We start from the raw sequence: 18,898 nt of genomic DNA on the forward strand, positions 1-18,898 counted from the left end.
CTCACTAGGGCCCAATCTGCTTGGCGAACTTGACTTCCCGGACCGACCCGGCCGGCAGCGACAGACCGTCGGAGACGTTCACGGTGACGCCGACGCCGTAGGAGATCTCCAGCAGCCTAAGACGCTGTCGTCCCGGGCTGCCGTCGAAGACGTCGCGCATCGAGCGCGGCGGCCCCACAGCGAGGATGGTGTACGGGCTGCCGGTTGGGTTGTTGTCGACGAGGATCGCTCCTCCGGCCTGCCGGATCGTTACATTCGGCCCGATCCGAACGCCGCCGACCGAAATGGCTTCGGCGCCGCTGGCCCACAACGAGTTGACGACGAGCTGTAGGTCGCGGTCGAGGATGATCTGCCGGCTGCCGGTCACTCGCTGTTTGGACACGTCGGAAAGATTGGGGCTGGCACCGGGCTCGGTCACGGTGACGGTCAGGCCGGGCCCGATGATCGGGGTGCTCGCCGCGGCCAGGCCGAGCGCGTCCAGGCGGGTCAGCAGCCGCTGTCCCTCGGCGTTGTCGGCCAGCGCGTGTCGCTGGACATCGTCGACCTGTGTCGAGAGCGCGGCGCGCCGCTTGGACAGCCGGGCGGCCGTGTCCTCGGTCGAGCGGACGCTGCGCACCAGCAGCTGTTGGGCGGAGCGCACACCGGGTTCGACCGAGCGGGCCTGAGCGACCGCGGCGGCGAACACGGTGGCGACCAGCATCGCCGCCAGGGCCTGCCAGAGCCAACCGAATACGCGCGCCCGCGCGGGCTGGGGTGTGGCGGTGCGGCTACGTCTTTCGGCCGCGGCGGCGTACCCGGGATCCAGGTGTTCCGATAGCAGGGCGCGCAGCAGCGACGGCACCGGTATCAGCGTCGGCCGGGCCGCCTCGTGGGCGCTGCGGCCGGCGTTGGGGTCGTAGCCGCCGAGCAGGCGGTCGGGTTCAGCCATGCGCGCCCGCTTTGAGCGTGGGCATCCGGCGCACGACCAACGTCAGCTGCACGACGTACAGCACGAACGCCCACAGGTAGGTGTAGAGGCCCCAGATCAAAAATGCCCATCCGATGGCGCCGATCACGCGGCTCCACAACGCGTCCCAGGTGCCCAGCAGGACGAGCGGGAAGCCGGACATCAGGGCGAAGGTGGCGGCCTTGCCGACGTACGTCACCGGCAGCGCCGACAGCCCGCGGCTTCGCAGCAGGGGCAGGCTCGCGGCCAGCAGCCCGTCGCGCACCAGCAGCGTGACGACGAACCACCAGGGCAGGACGCCGGCGATCGCCATGACGACGGGCACGGTGACCATGTAGAGGCGATCGACGGCCGGGTCCAGCAGGACACCCAGCCGCGACGACTGGTTCAGCGCCCGCGCGATCTTGCCGTCGGCCCAGTCGGAGGCGCCGCTGAACATCAGGATGGCGACCGCCCAACCGTCGGCATGCGCGAACACCAGCGCGTAGACGAACACCGGGATGAGCGCCAGGCGGATCGCGCTGAGCAAGTTGGGCACGGTCAGTACCCGGTCGGGCGGAGGCACGTGCTCCATGAGCCGTGACCTTAGCCGGGAGACGATGGGGTCCGCAGCGCGGACCACGCCCGGCGAGCGTGCGGCTGGCCGCACACTCGGGCACCGGCGTGCGGCTGGACGCACGTTGGCGCCCGGATCGGGACCTAGCGGAATACCCCGGGCAGGCTCAGGGTCGCGAGCGTGTCATCCGAAAGCGGGTTGTCGTTGACCATGTAGGTCCACGTCGACGTCGGACGGGCCAGCTTCGACAGATCCAATCCCGGCTCCTCTTCGAGCACGTTCGCGGTTTCGAACGTCTGCTGCGCCGCCTCGATCGCGTCCGCGGCCAGCGAGGCGAACGCGTCGACCGCCAACCGGTGGAACTCGTCCAGCGGATTTTGCCGGCCCAGCGCGCGCAGGTGAATGCTCTCGCGGATGTCGGCCAGGTACGCCAGATGGTCGGCCCAGCCGCGGTCGAGGTGATACAGCATGATCAGCCGGCAGATCGTCTCGAGGCGGTCGTCGGCCTCGTCCTCGGGCATCGCCTTGGCCAGCTCTTCATACCGTTTGGGCGCGAGCTCGGCGAGCTCGTCGCGCGCGGTTGTGGTGCGCAGCAACGTGTTTCGCCGGTCGACGATGATGGCGCGCTGCTGGGCGATCAGCTGGTTGTAGCGCCAGGTGTTCGCGTGCACGTCGAGCATCCGGCCCTCGGCGACGCGCTGGGCGTGATCGAGCAGCCCGGCCGCCTTGGGGCTGACGATCCGGCCGTCCCCATCGGTTTCCATGGGCAGCTTGTTGCGGTCGAGGTTGGCCGCCACGACGTCGTCTTCCCAGCTCGAGAAGAACACCGACGAGCCGGGGTCGCCTTGGCGTCCGGCGCGCCCGCGCAGCTGGTTGTCCAGCCGCTCGGTGTGATGGCGCCCGGTGCCGACCACGTGCAGCCCGCCCAGTTCGGCGACCCTGTCGTGGTCGGCTTCGTCGGATCCGCCCAGCCGGATATCGGTTCCGCGCCCGGCCATCTGCGTGGACACCGTGACCGACTCGTACTTGCCGGCCTCGGCGATCACCTGCGCCTCCTCGGCATCGTTCTTCGCGTTCAGCACCACCGCGGGCACGCCGCGGCGCAGCAGCCGTTCGTGCAGCTCCTCGGACTCGGCGACGTCGCGGGTGCCGACCAGCATCGGTTGCCCGGTTTGGTGCACCTCGGCGATGTGCTCCACGATCGCGTCGTTCTTGGCCGCGGCGGTGATATAGACCCGGTCCGACTCGTCCTCGCGAATGTTGGGCTCATTGGGCGGAATCGGTGACACTCCGAGCTTGTAGAACTGGCGCAGCTGCTCACCGGCGGCCAGCGCGGTGCCGGTCATCCCGCACACGGTGGTGTAGCGGTTGATCAGCGCCTGCACCGTGATGGTGTCGAGCACCTCGCCCGTCTCGGTGGTCTCAATGCCTTCCTTCGCTTCGACGGCGGCCTGCAGGCCGTCCGGCCAGCGCTGCAGTTGGGCGATGCGGCCGCGCGCGGCGTTGATCAGGTGCACGGCGTCGTCGCGAACGATGTAGTGCACGTCGCGCTGCAGCAGCACATGGGCGTGCAGCGCCACGTTGACCTCGGTGAGCGTGGTGCCGACGTGTTCCTCGGAGTAGAGGTCGATGCCGCCGAGCGCCTTCTCGACTTTGCGCGCACCGACCTCGGTCAGGTGGACGTTGCGGCTGTCGGCGTCGGTGTCGTAGTCGGTTTCGGCGTCGAGCTCACCGACCAGCTTGATGATCTCCAGCCGCGGCGTCTCCCGGTGCGTCGTGCCGGCCAGCACCAGCGGCACCAGCGCCTCGTCGACCAGAACGGAGTCGGCCTCATCGATAAGGGCCACATCGGGATTCGGCGACACCAGGTCGGCAACGTCGGTCACCAGCTGGTCCCGCAGCACGTCGAAGCCGATCTCGTTGACGGAGGCGTACGTGACGTCGCAGTCGTAGGCGGCCCTGCGTTCCTCGCTGGTCGACTCCGCGGTGATCCAGCCGACCGTCAACCCCATGGCCTCCAGCAGCGGCCCCATCCACTCGGCGTCGCGGCGGGCCAGGTAGTCGTTGATGGTCACGACGTGCACGTGCCGGCCGGCGATCGCGTAACCGGCCGCCGCGATGGCCCCGGCCAGCGTCTTGCCCTCACCGGTGGCCATCTCGATCACGTCGCCGTCAAGCATGCGCAGCGCGCCCAGCAGCTGAACATCGAACGGCCGCAACGCCGTTGACCGTTCGGCGGCTTCCCGGGCGATCGCGAGGAACTGCGCGATGTCGTCGGATTCGGCGAGATCGTCGAGGTTGAGCAGTCCCGCCGCCTTACGCAGCTGCTCGTCGGTGAGGCCGGCGGCTTCCTCGTCGTACTCCGACGAGGCGGTCACCTGAGCGAGCGAACGGCTTCGGTCCTTTTCGGTGCTGGCGCCCAGCAGCCGCCAAAATCGGCTGCTCAGCCGGCCAGGTTCAGCGCGGGTGGTCTTTGGCACAGGTCAACGGTACGTGAACCCTCAGCCGCCTCCGGTGACGAGCCGTCAGGCCAGGTTGGACCGGCGTGGGTAGGCGATGCTCGGATCGGTGAGCACGTTGACGACGGCGGGCAGGCCGCTGCCGAAGGCACGCTCCAGCGCGGGCCGCAGCTCGGCGGGCGCCGACACCAGCTCACCATGGCCGCCCAGCGCGCGCACCACCTCGTCGTAGCGCGTGCCCGGACGCAACTCCGCGACCACCGAATAGCCGTAAATCGCCTCCATCGGGTGCTTTTCGAGGGCCCAGATTCCGTTGTTGCCGATCACCGACACGACCGGCACGTTGTGTCGCACTAGGGTGTCCCACTCCATGCCGCTGAACCCGAAGGCGCCGTCACCCTGCAGCAGGACGACCTGGCGGTCGGGGTGGGCCAGCTTGGCGGCCAGGGCGTAGCCGGGGCCGGAACCCAGGCAGCCGAACGGGCCGCTGTCCAGCCAGCAGCCCGGCAGGTAGCTGTCGATCACGCGGCCCGCGTAGGACCCGAAATCGCCGGCGTCGATGACCACGATGGCGTCGCGGTCCAGCAGGGGGGCCAGCTCGGCGTACACCCGCATCGGGTGCAGCGGCGTGCGATCGTCGCCGCGCTCGGCTGTTTCGGAGCCACGCGCCGCGGTTTCGGCGGTGCGCAGCTCGGCGATCCAGTCCCGATGCTCCCCCGGCCCGGCCAGCGTCGACAGGATCGACGTGAGGTCGCCGTAGAGACCGGCCGCGACCGGCCGCGGATGTTCGCGCGTCGGTTCGGCACGATCCGCCACGACGAGCCGGGTCTGCGGCCCGAACACCTTGCCGAATCCCAGCCGAAAATCCATGGGCACGCCGACGACCAGCGCCGCGTCCGCCTCGCCCAGCGCTTTGGCCCGGGCCCGCGAGAACGCCAACGGGTGGTCGGCCGGCACCACGCCGCGGGCCATCCCGTTCATCAGCACCGGGATCTGCCGCTCCTCGGCGAGACGCAGCAGCGCCGCCTCCGCGTGCCCCCACCACACGTTGGTGCCCGCCATGATCACCGGCCGGTGTGCCGTGGCGAGCAGGTCCGCGGCGCGCTCGAGCGCGGCGCCGTCGGGAGCGGGGCCCGGCGGCATGTCGGCCAGTGCGCCGGGGCGGCCGGGGTCCTCGGATGCGGCGAACACGTGGTCCATCGGGAAGTCGACAAATCCCACGCCCGAGGGGGCACCGATCGCCGCGCGCAACGCTTCGTCGACGAGCAGCCCTGCAGCCTCGGCGGATTGCGCGGTGGCCGCGAACCGAGCCAACGGCGCCACGAACGGCACGTGGTCGATCTCCTGCAGCGAACCCATGCCCCAGCGCCCAGCGGGCGCGCGGCCACCCAGCACCACCAGTGGCGACTGGTTTTGCTGCGCGGCCGCCATCGCGCTCATGCCGTTGGTGACGCCCGGACCAGCGGTGAGCGCCGCCACGCCGGGGACCCTGGTCACCTTCGACCAGCCCTCGGCGGCAAAGGTCGCCGTCTGCTCGTGCCGGGTGTCGATCAGCCGGATACCCTCGTCACGGCAGCCGTCGTAGATGGAAAACAGGTGGCCGCCGGACAACGTGAAAATGGTGTCGATTCCGCTGGCCTTGAGCCGGCGTGCGATGAGCCGGCCGGCATGCACGGTCTGGCTTGACGGAGCGTCGATGCTCATCCAGGCAGCCTATCCACACTGCCTCGGGTAATTTCGCGGGGAAGTGCCCACCATGAGGCTCCGCCGGATGCCTCGGTAGCAAGGAGACGTCGAAGTTGGACCCCAAGCCGTTCAAGGAATCCATCAACTGGTCGGCTGCGCTCCATGACTCCCTGCGCTGGCTGGGCGAAGCCTGGGCGATCAGCGCGGTGTGCCTGATCGTCGTGCTGGTCGTGATCAGGTATGTGACGGTCTGGGGCCGCCAGTATTGGCGGATCACCAGGGGTTACTTCGTCGGTCCGCAGGCCGTCAAGGTCTGGCTGATGCTGGGCGTGCTGCTGCTGTTGGTCCTGCTGTCCGTGCGCCTCGCCGTGCTGCTGAGTTACCAGAGCAACGATCTGTTCACATCCCTGCAGACCGCGTTCGAAGGCATTGCGGCGGGCGACGCCAGGGTGAAAAACTCTGGTATTCACGGCTTTTGGATGTCGCTGTGGCATTTCAGTGTGTTGGCAACCATCTTCATCGCCCGCATCCTGGTCGACATCTATCTGACGCAGCGCTTCATCATCGCGTGGCGTGTCTGGCTGACCGCCCACCTCACCGACGACTGGCTCGACGGCAGGGCCTACTACCGGGATCTGTTCATCGACAACACCATCGACAACCCAGATCAGCGGATCCAACAAGACGTCGACATCTTCACGGCCGGGGTCGGTCCGACCCCCAACATCCCGTCCAACGAGACGCAGAACACTTTGTTGTTCGGCGCCGTGCGTGCGGTGGCTTCGGTGATTTCGTTCGCGGCGATCCTCTGGAACCTCTCCGGCGGCCTGAACATTTTCGGCTTCACGCTGCCGCGCGCGATGTTCTGGGTCGTCGTGGTCTACGTCTTCATCGCGACCGTCGTCGCGTTCTGGCTGGGGCGTCCGCTGATCTGGCTCAGCTTCAACAACGAGAAGCTCAACGCGGCATTCCGGTACGCGCTGGTGCGGTTGCGCGATGCCGCCGAGGCGGTGGGCTTCTATCGCGGCGAACGAGTGGAGCGCACGCAACTGATGGGGCGCTTCACCCCGGTCATCACCAACTACCGCAGGTTCGTCCGCCGGACCATCATCTTCAACGGATGGAACTGGTCGATGTCGCAGGCAATCGTGCCGCTGCCGTGGATAATTCAGGCGCCGCGACTGTTCGCCGGCCAGATCGCCTTTGGCGATGTCGGGCAGACGGCGACCTCATTCGGCGAAATTCACGACTCGCTGTCGTTCTTCCGCAACAACTACGACGCGTTCGCGGCGTTCCGGGCGGCGATCATCCGGTTGCACGGGCTCGTCGACGCCAACGCGCAAGGGCGCGAACTGCCTGCGGTCCTGGTCAAGCCGAGTCAAGAGGTGGCCGTCGAGCTCGCCGGCGTCGAGGTGCGCACTCCGGCCGGCGATCAATTGATCGATTCGCTTGACGTGCAACTGGATAGCGGGGAGGCGCTGGTGATCACGGGCCGTTCCGGCGCCGGCAAGACCACGCTGCTGCGCAGCCTCGCCGAACTGTGGCCGTACGCCTCCGGGACGCTGTGCCGCCCGGAGGGTGACAACGCGACGATGTTCTTGTCGCAGTTGCCGTATGTGCCGCTGGGCACGTTGCGCACCGTTGTGTGCTATCCGAATTCCCCCGAGAACATCGCGGACGGCGTCCTGCGCGACGTGCTGAACAAGGTCGCGTTGGCCCCGCTCTATGACCGGCTCGATGAGGAGCAGGATTGGGCCAAGGTGCTCTCCCCCGGTGAACAGCAGCGCGTCGCCTTCGCGCGCATTTTGCTCACCAGACCGCGGGCGGTCTTCCTCGACGAGGCCACCTCGGCGCTGGACGAGGGCCTGGAATTCGCGCTCTACCAGTTGCTCCGAAGCGAGCTGCCGGACTGCGTCGTGGTCAGCGTCAGCCACCGGCACACCGTGGAGCAGCACCACGGAAAACAGCTCCAGCTGCTCGGCGATGGGCAGTGGCGGCTCGGGCCGGTGGAAAAGGAGCCGGCGCCGGTCTAGCGCGTCGCCGCGTGGGCCCCGGCCCGGCGGCCGAAGAACGAGCCTTCGCCCAGCTGCGTGCCGCTGGCGTAGCCCTTGCCGTCCTGGGCGATGTTCGACGCGCACGCCCCGACCGCGTACAGGCCCGGCACCACCGTGCCGTCGTCGCGCAGTACCTGCCCGTCCACGGACACGGCCAGCCCGCCGACGGTGAACCCGGCATACATGGCCTTGCCGAGCGACATGTCGAACGCCCCCCACGGCCCTTTGTCTTGCGGCGCAAGGAATTCCGGCTGCTTGTGAAAGTCGGGATCCTCGCCGCGAGCGGCATGGGTGTTGTACCGGTCCAGTGTCGCAACCAGGTTGCCCTCGGGGATTCCCAGCGCGGCTTCCATCTCCGCGACGCTCTCCCACCCGTCAATGAGCGGGACCAGCGGCATCTTGGGGTGTTCCAGGTGCGCCTCGTCGACGATCAGGTACGCCGCGCTGTCGGGCTGATCCATGATGAAACCCGAAGTCCTGGAATGGTAGGAATCCTCGGCGACGAACCGCTGCCCCAGCTTGTTGACGATGATCCCGGTCAGCAGGATCGACGGCGGGTATGGCGGCGCGGTGATGAAGATCTGATCCATGTGCTGGGTGGCGCCGCCGGCCGATACGCCCAACCGGATGCCCAGGCCGTCGTCATAGGTGTTGCCGAGCACGAACGGCTTCTCGGCCAGTTTCGGCGTGTACTTGGCTACCATGTCCGGGTTCATCACGAATCCCCCGGCAGCGATGATGACCGACTTTGCCTTGATCGCACCGGTTTCGGTGAACCGCTTCCACGTCACACCGGTCACCGCACCCGAGCCGTCCACGACGAGCTCGGTGGCCCCGGTCTCGTATCGGACTTGTACGCCCAGGCTCGCGGCCCGTTTGAGCAACAGGTCGATCACCATGCTCGCGCCCCCGGTGTCGCCGGGCACGGGCACCTTGTGGCCGCGCGGCGCCGGCACCGCCTGCTCGAGGAACGGCCACACCTTCTCGTTGCCGGTGAACATCAACCCCTCGGTGTTGGGCTGGATCACCGCCTTCCCCGGAAAGTAGCTGCGCTCGAACTGGAAACCGAGGTCTTCCAGCCAATTGAAATGCTCGACGCTGCCGTCGCAGTACGCACGAATCTTGGCCCGAGTAGCCTCGTCGGGTTGCCGGGACACCGCCACGAGGTATTTGTACATCTCTTCCGGCGAGTCGGGATTGCCGGTCGCCTGCTGGACCGCGGTGCCGCCACCGAGGTAAAAGTGGCCCCCCGCAAGCGAAGTGGTGCCGCCCGCCACGGCCGCCCGTTCGAGCACCAGCACCCGCGCCCCAGCCGCGGCCGCGCTCACCGCCGCGCACCCACCGCCGATACCGAAACCGATCACGACCACGTCGACGTCATCCGACCACGACGTGACCGTGCCCGCGTCGACGGTTGCTGGTATCTGGGTGCTCACCGTTGCTCCTGTTTGATGTATTCGTAAAACGCCCGCATTTCGGGCGAGACGTACGCGATCTCCACGAACGGCACGCCCGCCTGCGGAGCCGACACGTAGGCGAACTGAATTCCGCCCGGCATCACGCCCTGCTGCACGACCGGCGCGCCGTGCCCGGCGGCATCGGTCAGCGCCGTGTCGAATTTCTCGGGGCTCTCGGCCTCGATACAGATGTGATGCAAACCCGGGCCCGAGTCGCGCAAAAAGTCACTATAGATACTCTGCCCGCGGACCGGGGAGATCAGCTCCAACTGCATGTCACCGAGATAGCTCAGCGAGATGCTGGCGACGAAGTCGGCGGGCTCGCCGAGGTAGCTGCACGCGTCCGGAGCAAAGTGCACGTCGGGGATCCGCACCCACTTCCGAACGCCTAAAAGGCCGGTGAGGGCCTTTTCGGTGGCATCTAGGTCCGGGGTAACCCATGCGATCTGCGTCGGCGACTGAGTGGGAGCGGTCATCGTTTGGCAGGATAGCCCAGTCCGCCGGCCGGCAGAAAGGGCCGGAAAGACTTTGCCGTAATCCGGCATCCGCCGCCCGCCAGCGCGGGGTGAACACGTTCTAATTCGTGGCCGACCTCAGTGTCCGCTCAATGCTGGGCCAGCAGGTCCACCAGCAGCCGGAGCTGGGTGTCGAAGATCGCCTCGGGATCGGTCAGGGTGTCCGCGCCGTATTGCCCGAACACCTCGAGGCTGATCGCACCCAGCACGCCGGCCCAGAACAAAAAGCACTTGGCGATGACGGAATCGTCGCCGGGAAAACCAAATTCGTGGCGGATCCGTTCGAAGTCCGACGACATCGGTTGCGGCGCAACGGTTTCGGTCAGCCTGATGTCTCCGGTCGCGATCCCCGCGGCGATGGCGTCGAAGATGGCGCCCACCACGCGGGTGCCGACTCCGACAGTGCGCTCCGGCGGCGCGTGATATCCGGGCACCGGGCTGCCGTAGAGCAGGGCCCACTGAGCCGGATGCGCCACGGCCCAACGCCGCGCCGCGCGCGCTATCGCGATGACGTCGTCACTCCAGGCCTCGCCCGCGGTGTCGCGGGCCCGGTCCACCGCGTCGGCCAGGTCGGAATAGGCGTCGATCAAGAGCAGGGTCAACAGCTCGTCGCGGCTGGACACGTACCGGTAGACCGCCGAGGACACCATGCCCAGGTCGCGGGCGATCGCACGCAGCGACAGGCCGGCCGCGCCGCGATCGACCAGGTGGACCCGGCCCAGCTCGACGATGCGTGCCTCGATCTGCTCCCGCGACTCCTGGCGTTTGCCCACGTGACCAGTCTGACACAAACGAGATCACCGCTCTTGCTTTTCGCTGCGCGCTGTGCCACCGTGTCTATTACCGAGAGCACCGCTCTCATACCGCTCAGCGGACAAGACCACCCGAGAGGACGCACGATGGCCACCCGATACGAAGAACCCAACCGGGCCGCCCGGGCCGCGAACGCGGCAATCCGCTGGCTCGCCGAGCTGGGGATCAGCATCGCCGGGACCCGGGCCCTGCGGGTACGTGGGCGCAAGAGCGGAAAACAGCGCGCAGTGGTGATCAACCTGCTGACCGTCGACGGCGTGGACTATCTGGTCTCGCCGCGCGGCAACACCCAATGGGCGCGCAATGTGCGCGCCGCGGGCGTCGTCGAGGTGGGCCCGCGCTGGCGCAGGAGACGCCTGCTGGCTACCGAGCTGGGTGACGCGGCCAAACCCGAGGTGCTGCAACGCTATTTGGCCAGGTGGTACTGGCAGGTCAAGGGGTATGTCGCCGGGCTGACGCCGGACTCCAGCGATGAGGAGCTGCGTGCCGCCGCGCCGTCCATTCCGGTCTTCGTGCTCGCCGCGGGCGGGGCCTCGGGCTGATGAGCCCTAGCTGGTGCGCATCCCCAGATCCTCGCGGACCTGTTCGGAGGTGGACCGCCAGGACACCGCCGCCGGGAAATCGCCCCACATGCTGTTGAAGATCCCGACGATCTGGCCGGGCCCCCCGTCGGGGGCGAGGTAGACCGGCCCACCCGAATCCCCCTGGCGGCTCTGGACGCCGTGGGACATGGTGAACCACCCGTTGTTCACGGCCTCTACCGTCCCGCAGGTCTCGCCGGTGGCGACACCGAAATGGCAGACCGCCTGCCCCGGCTGGATGGTCAGGCCCGGGGTCGACACCAGCGCGCGTCCGCTCGGCAGGATGTTGTTCGCCGGCACGTTGTCCAGCACGATCGCCTCGTAGTCGTTGATCACCTGGTCGGTGGCCACCGTCGAACCGCTGGGAGTGTTGTCCCGGAACGTCGCCAGGTGGCCGATGACGTGGCGGTCCTTGTCGGTGACGACTCCTCCGCCCCGGCAGTGCCCCGCGGTGAACGCGATCTTCAGGCCCGGGTCGACGTAACCCAGGGTGCAGAGGTGGCTGTCCTGGTGGATCTCCATGCCGGGGAAGACCACGATGGGGTCCGCTGCGGCCGTCGCCGCCCGCAGCCCGGGCACCAGTGCCGCGACGGTGACGGAGGCGACAAAAGCGCGAATTGCCAGGCTGCGCACCATGGACTCCGTTCCGTCGGGGCCGGTGCATGCACCGGCCACGGGTTGAGATTACGGCGCAAATCTCGCCGACGTTGAGTCTTTCGCGTGACCTGGTCTTGACGTTACCGTGACGTGGCCAGCGGCACCGCGCCGTCGATTTGACCTGCCCCGCCCGGCACCCAGCCCGGCGGGCCGAACACGTAGCCCAGGCGATCGCGCAGGCGGCTCGCCGATCGCCAATCGCGGGCGATCGCGACGTATTCGCGGATCTGCAGGTTCCAGATGTTGAACGTGTCCACCTGCTTGGTCAGGCCGTAGTGCGGGCGAAACGTCTCCGCCTGGAAGCTGCCGAACAACCGGTCCCAGATGATGAAGATGCCGCCGTAGTTCTTGTCGAGATAAATCTTGTCCATGCCGTGGTGCACCCGGTGGTGCGACGGCGTGTTGAAGACGAATTCGAACGGCCGCGGAAGTTTGTCGATCCGCTCGGTGTGCACCCAGAACTGGTAGATCAGGTTCAGCGACCAACTGAAGAAGACCATCCACGGGGGAAGTCCCAACAGCGGCAACGGAATCCACATCAAAATCTCGCCGCTGTTGTTCCACTTCTGGCGCAGCGCGGTGGCGAAGTTGAAGTACTCGCTGGAGTGGTGGGCCTGATGGGTGGCCCAGATCAGCCGGACCCGGTGCGCGATGCGGTGATAGGTGTAGTACAGCAAGTCCACGCCGAGGATCGCGATCACCCACGTGTACCACTTGGTCACCGACAGGTGCCACGGTGCGACATAGGCGAAGATCGCCGCGTAGCCGAGCAGCGCCAGGGTCTTCCAGGCTGCGGTGGTGGCTATCGACACCAGCCCCATCGAGATGCTCGCCATCGAGTCGCGCGTCAGGTACGCGCCGGACGCCGGTCGTGGGTTCTCGGCGCCGGCCGCCTCGAGGCGCTCCAGCTTTCGGGCCGCCGTCCACTCGAGAATCAACAGCAACAAAAAGAAGGGGATGGCGAACAGCACCGGATCCCGCATCTGCGAGGGCAGCGCGAACCAGAACCCGGTCAAGGCGTGCACACCGATAGATTACGACCATCGGCGCGGGCCGGACGGAGGAGATGGTGAGCGCGTGACCGCAGTGATCGTGATCGGCTCGGGGTTCGCGGGACTATGGGCGGCGCTCGGTGCGGCCCGGCGACTCGACGAGCTCGCCGTTGCGCCAGGCACCGTCGACATCACCGTGTTGAGCGGCAAACCGTTTCACGACATCCGGGTCCGCAACTACGAGGCCGATCTGAGCGCCTGCCGCATCCCGCTCGCCGACCTGCTCGACCCCGCGGGAGTCACACACGTCGCCGCCGAGGTCACCGCGATCGACACGGCCGCCCGCGTCGTCACCACATCCGGCGGCGCGAGGTACGGCTACGACCGGCTGGTATTGGCGTCGGGCAGCCAGGTGGTCAAACCCGCCGTACCCGGGCTGCGGGAGTTCGGTTTTGACGTCGACACCCATGACGATGCGCTTACGCTGCAGCGCCACCTCCGCGGTCTTGCAGATGATCCGCCGACTGCCGCGGCCGCTACCGTCGTCGTGGTCGGTGCCGGGCTCACCGGCATCGAGACGGCCTGCGAGTTGCCGAAGCGGCTGCGCGCGTTGTTCCCCGAGGGTTCGGTCACGCCTCGGGTGGTCCTGGTCGACCACAACGCCGTCGGCTCCGATATGGGCTCCTCGGCACTGCCGGTGATCGAACAGGCCCTGTCGGACAACGGCATCGAGACCAGAACCGGGGTCAGTGTCGCGACGGTGGACAAGGATGGCGTGTCGCTCTCGACGGGTGAGCGGCTCGAGGCGGCCACGGTGGTGTGGTGCGCGGGCATGCGGGCGAGCCCTCTGACCGAGCAGCTGGGCGTGGCCCGGGACCGCCTGGGCCGGGTGCCCGTCGACGATTATCTGCGGGTGATCGGGGTGCCATACGTGTTCGCCGCGGGTGACGTGGCGGCGGCCCGGATGGACGACGAGCACTTGTCGGTGATGTCGTGTCAGCACGGCCGGCCGATGGGACGCTATGCCGGTTACAACGTGATCAGCGACCTGTTCGGTGAGCCGATGCTGGCCCTTCGGATCCCTTGGTACGTAACGGTTCTCGACCTCGGGCCGGCCGGCGCGGTGTACACCGAGGGATGGGATCGCATGGTGGTTTCGAATGGCGCGCAGGCGAAGGCAACCAAGCGGACCATCAATACCCGGCGGATCTATCCCCCGCTGACCCGCAGCCGTGCCGACCTGCTGGCCGCGGCCGCGCCGGAGTTGCAGGCGCGGCCCTAGTCGCGCTACTCCGGTTGCTGGGCTTTGTCGCCGGCATACCACTGCACCGCGCGAACCCCGGGTTGCAGCGACAGTTCGGCCACCAGCCGCTCCAACCTCGTCGGCGTATGGCCGTCCATGAGTAGGTGTGCGCTCAAGGTGATTTCGTCGTCGTCGGCGTGCCCGGTGTGGATGCCACGCAGCGTGATGTCGTGGCTGCTGGCGTGTTGCACGATCTGGGCGCGCGCGTACTTCTCGGATTTGGGTCGGCAGACCACCTGCACCAGATAGGGCTGCAGGCTTTCGTCTTCCTCGACGCCGTTGTCGTGGTCGATCAGCCGGCCGAGCGGGCGCCCAAACAGGTGGATGGCGACGACGGTTGCGGTGCCGATCGCCGTGAAGGCCAGATGACCGGACGCGGCCAGCACACCCACCGCCGCGGAGCACCACAGGGTGGCGGCGGTGTTGAGGCCCCTGACGTTGAATCCCTCGCGCAGGATCACGCCTCCGCCCAGAAAGCCGATGCCCGACACCACATATGACGCGACCCGGGTGGGGCTGCTGTCTTCGGTGGCGACCGCGTACAGCACGAACAACGTTGCGCCGCCGGCGACAAGCGCGTTGGTGCGCAGGCCGGCCAGGCGTGCCCGCCATTGCCGTTCCAGCCCGATGAGGGCGCCGCAGCCCACCCCGACCGCCAGCCGGAGCGCGAAATCGGCGACGCTCAGCGTCTGCATGCCGCACTCCTTCCGCCGGATCATCCCCCGCCGCGCTTCCCGGCGGCTCACCACATCTAGCCACATCCAGGTGAACGGCGGGTGGCTACGGGTGTGCTGCAACTACTGCGCGGCGGCCCGCTGACTGAGTTGTTGGGGGCAGTAATACTTCGCGGCGATGGCCAGGAACACCGTTGCGTGGGCGGTGGTCAACGCGGGATTGCTTCTCTGCAGGTCGCCGACCAGCTCCGGGCCGGATTTGCCGGTGCCTATCCACGCACATGCCGCTTTGGCGGAAGCGATCGCTTGTTCGGGGCTGGTGTAGTTGATGCCCGCGCCACGCACCGTCGCCAAGAAGGAGACGTCGTCGCCCCCGCCCGGATCCCCGGACGCGGGCGCCGCAAGCCCGATCACGGTGGTGACGCCCAGCAGTGTCAGGAGCAGTCTCATGACTCCGCGCCGGTGGTCAGGCCTTGGATAACTGATGGGGGCAGTAGTACTTGGCGGAGAGCAAGGCGAAATTGGATGCCATCTCCATGTCCATTCCCGGGTTGTGCATTTTCACGTCGTGGACCAGCTCCAGGCCCGACTCGCCGTTGTTCAAGCACGAACACACCGCTCGGCCGGCGCCAACGGCCGCGCTCGGGCTCGAAAAGCTGAAGCCGGCCTGGTGCAGTGCGGCGATGAAGCCCGCGTCGTCCCCGTCGGGTTCCGGAGGTGGAGCGGCATGGGCCGGCGCGGCGAAGCCGATCATCGCGGAAACGCCGAGCAATGTCAGTAGTGTTCTCATGACTCACCAACTTTCCAATTATGTTGCGCGCTAGCCCAATTGGGCTTCCGACGGCACGACCTTGGGCTTGTCTCCCTTGGAGAGGTGCACCGCGTGGATGCCCGGTTTCTTCGAGAGTTGCTCGAGCAGGGCGTCCAGGCCTTCTTGGTCGACGTTGTGGTGCTGCACGCTTTCGGGCTTTTCCGATATCTGCGCGACCAGACGCTTGAGTTGCTCCGGCGATTGCTTGTCTTTGAGGTCTTTGATCTTGTTGAGACGGCCGCGGACGCCGGCGTTCACGACGGTGGGGCCCCCGGCGCCCATGGCGCTGCCGAGCATTCCCGCCATCGACATCGAACTGAGCAGACCCTCGCCCAGGGAGGCCGCGGGCACGGCGTCCGGCCCGGCGGCCGACAGGGCGGCGGCGACCGTCCTGATCGCTGGGGTGGCAGTGGCCCAGCTCGGCGGAATCGACAGCTTTCCGACCAGCGTGCCGGCATTTCCCATGCTTGCCGACACTGCGCTGTAGAGCGTGCCCCGGCCGAAGCCCAACGCTCCGAGCCCGGCGCCCAGCGCGTCTTTCGGCAGCGCGCCATAGCCCGCGGGTGGGGCGAACTTCAGCCACTGCGACAGGGGAAAGTTGATCAGCAAGCCGATGTCGTTGAACTGCGTGGTGTAGCCGAGCGGAACCTTGATGGCGCTGTACAGCGCTGTGTACCAAGCATTTCCGTTGGGCACCGTGTTGAGCAGACCCGCCATCGTGGAGTTGTAGTTGGTGGCGAGCCCCGCGAGAAACGACAGGATGGGGTTGTTCGTGATGAGCGAGCTGGCCGAGGTGGCGGTTGACGCCGCATTGCCCGCCGGGGATGCGGCCGCGGCGTTCACCGCAGCCGCCTGCATCGCCGTACCCGACGTGCTGGTGGTCTGTGGCGGCTCGGTGAACGGGGTCAACCGGGATGCTGCGGCTGACGAGCTGAAGTAGCTGTCCATCGCCAGGGCGTCCTGGGCCCACATCTCGGAGTACTCGGTCTCGGTGGCCGCGATCGCCGCGGTGTTCTGCCCGAACACGTTGGTCGCCACCAACTGTGCGAGCAGGGCGCGGTTTTCCGCGATCACCGGCGGGGGCACGTGTGCGGCGAACGCCGTCTCGTAGGCGCTTGCGGCCGCGGTCGCCTGGGAGGCAGCTTCGTGGGCCTGGACCGCGGTGCCTTGCATCCAGGCGATATAGGGGGCGGCCGCGGCCGCCATGGACAGCGACGACGGCCCTATCCAGGGCCCGCCGGTCAGGCTGGCGACCACCGACGAGTAGGACGACGCGGTGGACTGCAGTTCGGTGGCCAAATCATCCCAGGCCACCGCGGCGGCGAGCAGCGACTCGGCTCCCGGGCCGGCATACATGCGGCCCGAGTTGAACTCCGGCGGAAAGGCTCCATAAAACATGGCTAAACCCCTTTTCAGTCTTCGAGCGCCGGGATCACGATGATGGTGGCCGCGGCGGGGTCGGCCTCGGCGACGACGCCGCCCAGCGCCTTGGCCGCCGCCCCACCGCCGGAGTATGTGGCGCTGGCGGCCAGGGCTCGTCCCGCCAGGCTCGACAGGGCCATCTGGCTGAAGGCGCCGCCCTCGCCGGCGAGCGCGGCCTCCGGGGCGGCCGCGAGGTTCGCCGGCAGCACCGAGGCGAGCGTCCGGATTGCCGGGGCGGCTTCGGTCCAGCCCTGCGGCACCGACATGCTTCCAACCAGGGGCGCCTTGCCCATCGACCCCGCCACCTGGCTGACAGCGGAGCTCAGCATGGGCTTGACGGCGTTGGCGCCGCCGGTCAGCGGCGCCAACGCACCGCTGATGGCTTTCGGGCCCGACAACATGGCGGCGGCTCCCTGCCCGTTTTGGCCCCATGCGTACGCCTGCCCGAACGACAGGAACGGACCGCCGGGTATGGCGGTCAACCCCTGCAGCGAGTACGGCCCGGTGAGGGTCGACCAGATGGTGTTCCAGTCCGTCAGGCTCTGCGGCACCGGCGGCAAACCGACTCCCGTCGCGGCCGCCGTCGACGTCGCGTTGGTCGTTGCGTTGCCCGTTGCCAGGCTCTGCAGCGTGCTCGGTGTCGCGGTGACCAGTTGGGAAAGCTGCGACGCCGTGTTCGAGCCGGACACGGTGCTGGACTGCGCAACCGCGGCCGCTTGCGTTGCGCCGCCCGCGTCATTCGTGGTTTTCGGCGGCTGGACGAACGGGGTCAGCTGCGACGCCGTTGCCGACGCACCCGCATAGGCATACATGGCGGCGGCATCCTGCGCCCACATCTCCATGTAGTGCGCCTCGGTCGCGGCGATGGCCGGGGTGTTCTGGCCCAAGAAGTTCGTGGCGACCAGCGCCGCGAGCAGGGCCCGGTTCGCCGCGATCACCGGCGGAGGCACCGTGGCCGCGAACGCAGTCTCGTAGGCGCCCGCGGCCAGCTTGGCCTGCGTCGCCGCCTGCTCGGCCTGGACACCGGTGGCATTCATCCACGCCACATACGGCGCCGCGGCCGCCGCCATCGCGATCGAGGACGGACCCGTCCACGGCCCGGCGGTCAGGCCCTCGATGGTCGACCCGTACGACGCCGCCGTCGACTGCAACTCGGCGGCCAACTCATCCCACGCCGCGGCGGCGGCCAGCAACGGCCCAGCTCCCGCCCCGACGTACATCCGGCCGGAGTTGACCTCCGGCGGCAACGCCCCGAAATCCAACATCTATTACCTCCGGTCCCCTATTCGGCCGCCATGCTAGGCGTCATTAAGCATCGAGCCAGCAAACGTGCCGTGCTCTAATGGAATCCATTGATTTCGCCGCGGAGTGCATGAGTTTGATTTGCACTCGCCGGAGACAGCCGGACCCCTACCCTCCCTTAGCTGTGAATGTCACAGCATGCATCGAGCCGCTCTGCCCGTGCCCGCCTGAGCTAGGAATCATGGTGATCGAAACTTATTCACTATGCGTTCCCGACGAGTAATCAGGATGTAAAACATTAATGTCACGTTTCCCTGGTGCGGATGTGAGAACTCTGTTTCACAGTTAACGCAGCGCAATGCTGAACGGCCTGCTCAGAAGGCATATTGGCACGTCAAACCGCAGGCCCGATGCCCGCGCAGCGGGTCTGCTATTTAGTGTCGCCGATCACATTTCAGCGGCGCAGGTGATCGCGTTAATTGCGGTTAACGCCAGTAATTAGTTCTTTGTTCGCAAACTTTACATCGCACTATTGCATCATACGCAGCAATGATATTGGCGAAAGAGCTCTATCGACATGGAATGCAAAGCGCATTGCCATTGCATATCGATCACACATGTGTCGACTGGAACATCAGCATCGATGATGAACGTATGTCCCGCGGACGTGCGCAAATTACGCACAGGTTCGGCAGCTTATGTACCACCTGGAAGCCGCGGTCCGGCCCGG

General features: G+C 67.4%; 17 protein-coding genes. 3 read left to right on the plus strand and 14 right to left on the minus strand.

Translation table 11 applies throughout. The features are described 5' to 3' along the window. Positions 1 to 4: 4 nt before the first annotated feature. The 4 genes from A5744_RS02660 to A5744_RS24260 all read right to left on the minus strand — a co-directional run bounded on the left by A5744_RS02660 (position 5) and on the right by A5744_RS24260 (position 5,665). Positions 5 to 928: a DUF881 domain-containing protein gene (locus A5744_RS02660; RefSeq protein ID WP_076058105.1), complete on the minus strand. Its 924-nt coding sequence runs from the start codon at positions 926 to 928 to the stop codon at positions 5 to 7. Further along, positions 921 to 1,520, minus strand: a complete 600-nt coding sequence (locus A5744_RS02665; RefSeq protein WP_076058107.1) for a CDP-alcohol phosphatidyltransferase family protein — start codon at positions 1,518 to 1,520, stop codon at positions 921 to 923. Before A5744_RS02665 ends, A5744_RS02660 begins: the two co-directional genes overlap by 8 nt. Positions 1,521 to 1,645: 125 nt before the next feature. Continuing rightward, the gene (gene secA2, locus A5744_RS24255) at positions 1,646 to 3,982 is read right to left on the minus strand and encodes an accessory Sec system translocase SecA2 (RefSeq protein WP_139331208.1); all 2,337 of its coding nucleotides are present in this window, start codon (positions 3,980 to 3,982) and stop codon (positions 1,646 to 1,648) included. A gap of 45 nt (positions 3,983 to 4,027) precedes the next feature. Then, positions 4,028 to 5,665, minus strand: coding sequence for an acetolactate synthase (locus A5744_RS24260; protein ID WP_139331209.1), 1,638 nt, complete (start codon positions 5,663 to 5,665; stop codon positions 4,028 to 4,030). A gap of 95 nt (positions 5,666 to 5,760) precedes the next feature. Between A5744_RS24260 and A5744_RS02675 the strand changes: the two genes are divergently transcribed. Continuing rightward, the gene (locus A5744_RS02675; RefSeq protein ID WP_076058109.1) at positions 5,761 to 7,680 is read left to right on the plus strand and encodes an ABC transporter ATP-binding protein/permease; all 1,920 of its coding nucleotides are present in this window, start codon (positions 5,761 to 5,763) and stop codon (positions 7,678 to 7,680) included. Here A5744_RS02675 and A5744_RS02680 read toward each other — a convergent pair. The 3 genes from A5744_RS02680 to A5744_RS02690 all read right to left on the minus strand — a co-directional run bounded on the left by A5744_RS02680 (position 7,677) and on the right by A5744_RS02690 (position 10,446). Next, positions 7,677 to 9,137, minus strand: coding sequence for an FAD-binding protein (locus A5744_RS02680; protein ID WP_076058111.1), 1,461 nt, complete (start codon positions 9,135 to 9,137; stop codon positions 7,677 to 7,679). The two genes, A5744_RS02675 and A5744_RS02680, sit on opposite strands and share 4 nt — an antisense overlap. Next, the gene (locus A5744_RS02685; RefSeq protein WP_076058113.1) at positions 9,134 to 9,634 is read right to left on the minus strand and encodes a VOC family protein; all 501 of its coding nucleotides are present in this window, start codon (positions 9,632 to 9,634) and stop codon (positions 9,134 to 9,136) included. Before A5744_RS02685 ends, A5744_RS02680 begins: the two co-directional genes overlap by 4 nt. Before the next feature lie 128 nt (positions 9,635 to 9,762). Continuing rightward, complete coding sequence (locus A5744_RS02690) at positions 9,763 to 10,446, minus strand: TetR/AcrR family transcriptional regulator (protein ID WP_205866278.1); 684 nt, start codon at positions 10,444 to 10,446, stop codon at positions 9,763 to 9,765. A gap of 126 nt (positions 10,447 to 10,572) precedes the next feature. Here A5744_RS02690 and A5744_RS02695 point away from each other — a divergent pair, with 126 nt between their 5' ends. Beyond that, entirely contained in the window at positions 10,573 to 11,028 is a 456-nt protein-coding gene (locus A5744_RS02695; RefSeq protein ID WP_076058117.1) for a nitroreductase/quinone reductase family protein, read from the plus strand. 6 nt (positions 11,029 to 11,034) lie between these two features. Here the strand turns inward: A5744_RS02695 and A5744_RS02700 are convergent, their stop codons facing one another. Both A5744_RS02700 and A5744_RS02705 read right to left on the minus strand, forming a co-directional pair. Further along, on the minus strand, positions 11,035 to 11,703 hold the full coding sequence (locus tag A5744_RS02700; protein WP_076058155.1) for a hypothetical protein: 669 nt from the start codon (positions 11,701 to 11,703) through the stop codon (positions 11,035 to 11,037). A 101-nt stretch (positions 11,704 to 11,804) separates the two neighbouring features. Then, positions 11,805 to 12,749: a sterol desaturase family protein gene (locus A5744_RS02705; protein ID WP_076058120.1), complete on the minus strand. Its 945-nt coding sequence runs from the start codon at positions 12,747 to 12,749 to the stop codon at positions 11,805 to 11,807. Positions 12,750 to 12,801: 52 nt separating this feature from the next. Between A5744_RS02705 and A5744_RS02710 the strand changes: the two genes are divergently transcribed. Next, positions 12,802 to 13,998 carry an FAD-dependent oxidoreductase gene (locus A5744_RS02710; RefSeq protein ID WP_076058122.1) on the plus strand — a complete coding sequence of 399 codons (1,197 nt, stop codon included), beginning with the start codon at positions 12,802 to 12,804 and terminating at the stop codon, positions 13,996 to 13,998. 5 nt (positions 13,999 to 14,003) lie between these two features. Here A5744_RS02710 and A5744_RS02715 read toward each other — a convergent pair whose 3' ends face one another. The 5 genes from A5744_RS02715 to A5744_RS02735 all read right to left on the minus strand — a co-directional run bounded on the left by A5744_RS02715 (position 14,004) and on the right by A5744_RS02735 (position 18,191). Beyond that, the gene (locus tag A5744_RS02715; RefSeq protein WP_076058157.1) at positions 14,004 to 14,714 is read right to left on the minus strand and encodes an MgtC/SapB family protein; all 711 of its coding nucleotides are present in this window, start codon (positions 14,712 to 14,714) and stop codon (positions 14,004 to 14,006) included. Between the two features lie 102 nt (positions 14,715 to 14,816). Continuing rightward, on the minus strand, positions 14,817 to 15,143 hold the full coding sequence (locus tag A5744_RS02720; protein ID WP_076058124.1) for a DUF732 domain-containing protein: 327 nt from the start codon (positions 15,141 to 15,143) through the stop codon (positions 14,817 to 14,819). A gap of 16 nt (positions 15,144 to 15,159) precedes the next feature. Then, positions 15,160 to 15,483 (minus strand): DUF732 domain-containing protein, encoded by a 324-nt coding sequence (locus tag A5744_RS02725; protein WP_076058126.1) that lies wholly within the window; start codon positions 15,481 to 15,483, stop codon positions 15,160 to 15,162. 30 nt (positions 15,484 to 15,513) lie between these two features. Continuing rightward, positions 15,514 to 16,902: a PPE family protein gene (locus A5744_RS02730; RefSeq protein WP_076058128.1), complete on the minus strand. Its 1,389-nt coding sequence runs from the start codon at positions 16,900 to 16,902 to the stop codon at positions 15,514 to 15,516. A gap of 14 nt (positions 16,903 to 16,916) precedes the next feature. Next, positions 16,917 to 18,191 carry a PPE family protein gene (locus A5744_RS02735; protein WP_076058130.1) on the minus strand — a complete coding sequence of 425 codons (1,275 nt, stop codon included), beginning with the start codon at positions 18,189 to 18,191 and terminating at the stop codon, positions 16,917 to 16,919. Positions 18,192 to 18,898: the final 707 nt, after the last annotated feature.

The sequence above is a fragment of the Mycobacterium sp. IS-1264 genome (assembly GCF_001954195.1).
In the GTDB taxonomy this organism is placed as follows: Bacteria; Actinomycetota; Actinomycetes; order Mycobacteriales; family Mycobacteriaceae; genus Mycobacterium.

Excerpts from the sequence above, each read along its gene's own strand:
- A5744_RS02660 (WP_076058105.1), bottom strand. The coding sequence starts at position 928 with ATGGCTGAACCCGACCGCCTGCTCGGCGGCTACGACCCCAACGCCGGC.
- A5744_RS02665 (WP_076058107.1), bottom strand. The coding sequence starts at position 1,520 with ATGGAGCACGTGCCTCCGCCCGACCGGGTACTGACCGTGCCCAACTTG.
- A5744_RS24260 (WP_139331209.1), bottom strand. The coding sequence starts at position 5,665 with ATGAGCATCGACGCTCCGTCAAGCCAGACCGTGCATGCCGGCCGGCTC.
- A5744_RS02685 (WP_076058113.1), bottom strand. The coding sequence starts at position 9,634 with ATGACCGCTCCCACTCAGTCGCCGACGCAGATCGCATGGGTTACCCCG.
- A5744_RS02695 (WP_076058117.1), top strand. The coding sequence starts at position 10,573 with ATGGCCACCCGATACGAAGAACCCAACCGGGCCGCCCGGGCCGCGAAC.
- A5744_RS02700 (WP_076058155.1), bottom strand. The coding sequence starts at position 11,703 with ATGGTGCGCAGCCTGGCAATTCGCGCTTTTGTCGCCTCCGTCACCGTC.
- A5744_RS02715 (WP_076058157.1), bottom strand. The coding sequence starts at position 14,714 with ATGCAGACGCTGAGCGTCGCCGATTTCGCGCTCCGGCTGGCGGTCGGG.
- A5744_RS02720 (WP_076058124.1), bottom strand. The coding sequence starts at position 15,143 with ATGAGACTGCTCCTGACACTGCTGGGCGTCACCACCGTGATCGGGCTT.
- A5744_RS02725 (WP_076058126.1), bottom strand. The coding sequence starts at position 15,483 with ATGAGAACACTACTGACATTGCTCGGCGTTTCCGCGATGATCGGCTTC.
- A5744_RS02730 (WP_076058128.1), bottom strand. The coding sequence starts at position 16,902 with ATGTTTTATGGAGCCTTTCCGCCGGAGTTCAACTCGGGCCGCATGTAT.
- A5744_RS02735 (WP_076058130.1), bottom strand. The coding sequence starts at position 18,191 with ATGTTGGATTTCGGGGCGTTGCCGCCGGAGGTCAACTCCGGCCGGATG.